Source organism: Mycobacterium sp. 852013-50091_SCH5140682, from assembly GCF_001665685.1.
Lineage (GTDB): Bacteria > Actinomycetota > Actinomycetes > Mycobacteriales > Mycobacteriaceae > Mycobacterium.
Map to the genome: position 1 here is coordinate 1 of NZ_LZTB01000043.1, position 2,025 is coordinate 2,025.

Genomic DNA, 2,025 nt, shown 5'->3' on the forward strand with positions numbered 1-2,025 from the left:
CCGTCGACCCCTTTGTCGTCGACCTCGACCAGGGCCGCGGTCAACGTCTGCCCACCTCGCATGAACACCGCCTCGTTGAACGCATCGCCGTAAAGGTCGCGTCGGGCCGCTACCGTGAGTGCCGATCCGGCGGGGACCTGCTCGGGAACGGGTTCCCGCGCATACATGCAGTAGGCGATCGCGATGCCGACCGCCACCACCGCCAAGACCACGACGGTCACCACCCACGCGGGCACACCGTGCTCGGCTTCATGGCTGCCCACGACAGGTTCCAGCCAGTGTGACAACGTCCCACCGATGGCCAGGGCGCCGCCGGAGACCACCGAGCCGACTGCGAGCAGGATCATCGGCCAGGTCATGACGGCCGGTGCCTCGTGGGGATGGGCTCCAGCCTTCCCCGTCGCTTCGCTCGCCCCAGCGTCCGCCCAACGCGGTTCGCCGAAGAACGTCATCAGCATCACCCGGGTCATGTAGAACGCGGTGATCCCGGCGCCGAGAATGGCTGCGCCACCGAGGATGACGCCGCGGACGCCGCCTGCGCCGAGCGCGGCTTCGATGATGCTGTCCTTGGAGAAGAAGCCGGCCAGTGGAGGTACGCCGATGATCGCGAGATAGCCCAGCCCGAACGTGGCGAACGTGACCGGTAGAGCCTTGCGCAGGCCGCCGTAGCGGCGCATGTTCACCTCGTCGTTCATGGCGTGCATGACCGAGCCGGCACCGAGGAACAGCCCGGCTTTGAAGAACCCGTGGGTGAGCAGGTGCATGATCGCGAAGGCGTATCCGGCCGGGCCGAGCCCGGCTGCGAGCACCATGTAGCCGATCTGGCTCATGGTCGAGGCGGCGAGGGCTTTCTTGATGTCGTCCTTGGCGCACCCGATGATCGCGCCGAACAGCAGCGTGACCGCGCCGACGATGACGACGCCGGTCTGCGCGGCCGGGGTCAGATCGAAGATGGGGCCGGACCGCACGATCAGGTACACGCCCGCGGTGACCATGGTGGCCGCGTGGATCAGCGCCGACACCGGCGTCGGGCCCTCCATCGCGTCGCCCAACCAGGATTGCAGGGGCACCTGCGCGGACTTGCCGCACGCTCCCAGCAACAGCAGCAGCCCGATGGCCGTGAGCGCCGGCTGGCTCACCGACGGCGCGGCGGAGAACACGCCGGCGAACGAGATGGAGCCGATGGAGGCGAACATGATCATCAACGCGATCGCCAGCCCCATGTCGCCGACACGGTTGACGACGAATGCCTTCTTGGCTGCGGTCGCCGCCGACGGCTTGTAGGACCAGAACCCGATGAGCAGATAGGAGGCCAGGCCGACACCTTCCCACCCGGCGTAGAGCCCGAGGTAGTTGTCCGCCAACACCAGCAGCAGCATGGCCGCCAAGAACAGGTTCAGGTAGGCGAAAAACCGTCGGCGATCGGGGTCTTCGGCCATGTACCCGATCGAGTAGATGTGGATCAGCGAGCCGACGCCGGTGATCAACAGCACGAAGCACACCGACAGCGCATCGAGCTGCAGACCGAAGTCGACCTGTAGTCCGGCCACCGGTACCCAGGAGAACAGGGTTTCGTGCAGACCCCGTGCTTCGCCCGTGCGGCCCAGCATTGCGGTGAACAGCACCGCGCCCACGATGAACGCGGCGATCGACGTGGCACACCCCAGCAGGTGGCCCCAGCGGTCCGAGCGGCGCCCGGCCAGCAGCAGGATCGCTGCCCCCGCGGCCGGCAGGGCGATCAACAGCCATATAGGAAGTGTCATGGCGCCCTTAGTGTTTGAGCAGACTGGCATCGTCGACCGAGGCCGAGTGCCGGGTGCGGAAGATGGTCATGATGATGGCCAGGCCGATCACCACCTCGCAGGCGGCGACGACCATCGTGAAGAACGCCACCACCTGACCGTCGAGATGACCGTGCATGCGCGAGAACGTCACGAACGCCAGGTTCGCCGCATTGAGCATCAGCTCCACGCACATGAACATGACGATGGCATTGCGCCGCAACAACACCCCGGCCGCACCGAT

General features: G+C 66.6%; 2 protein-coding genes. Both read right to left on the bottom strand.

Translation table 11 applies throughout. The annotated features are described in order from the left end of the window. Positions 1 to 1,763: NADH-quinone oxidoreductase subunit L (gene nuoL / locus A5784_RS13875; RefSeq protein WP_064945493.1), on the bottom strand; the 1,763-nt coding region annotated here is incomplete at its 3' end. 7 nt (positions 1,764 to 1,770) lie between these two features. Further along, positions 1,771 to 2,025: NADH-quinone oxidoreductase subunit NuoK (gene nuoK, locus A5784_RS13880; RefSeq protein ID WP_064945494.1), on the bottom strand; the 255-nt coding region annotated here is incomplete at its 5' end.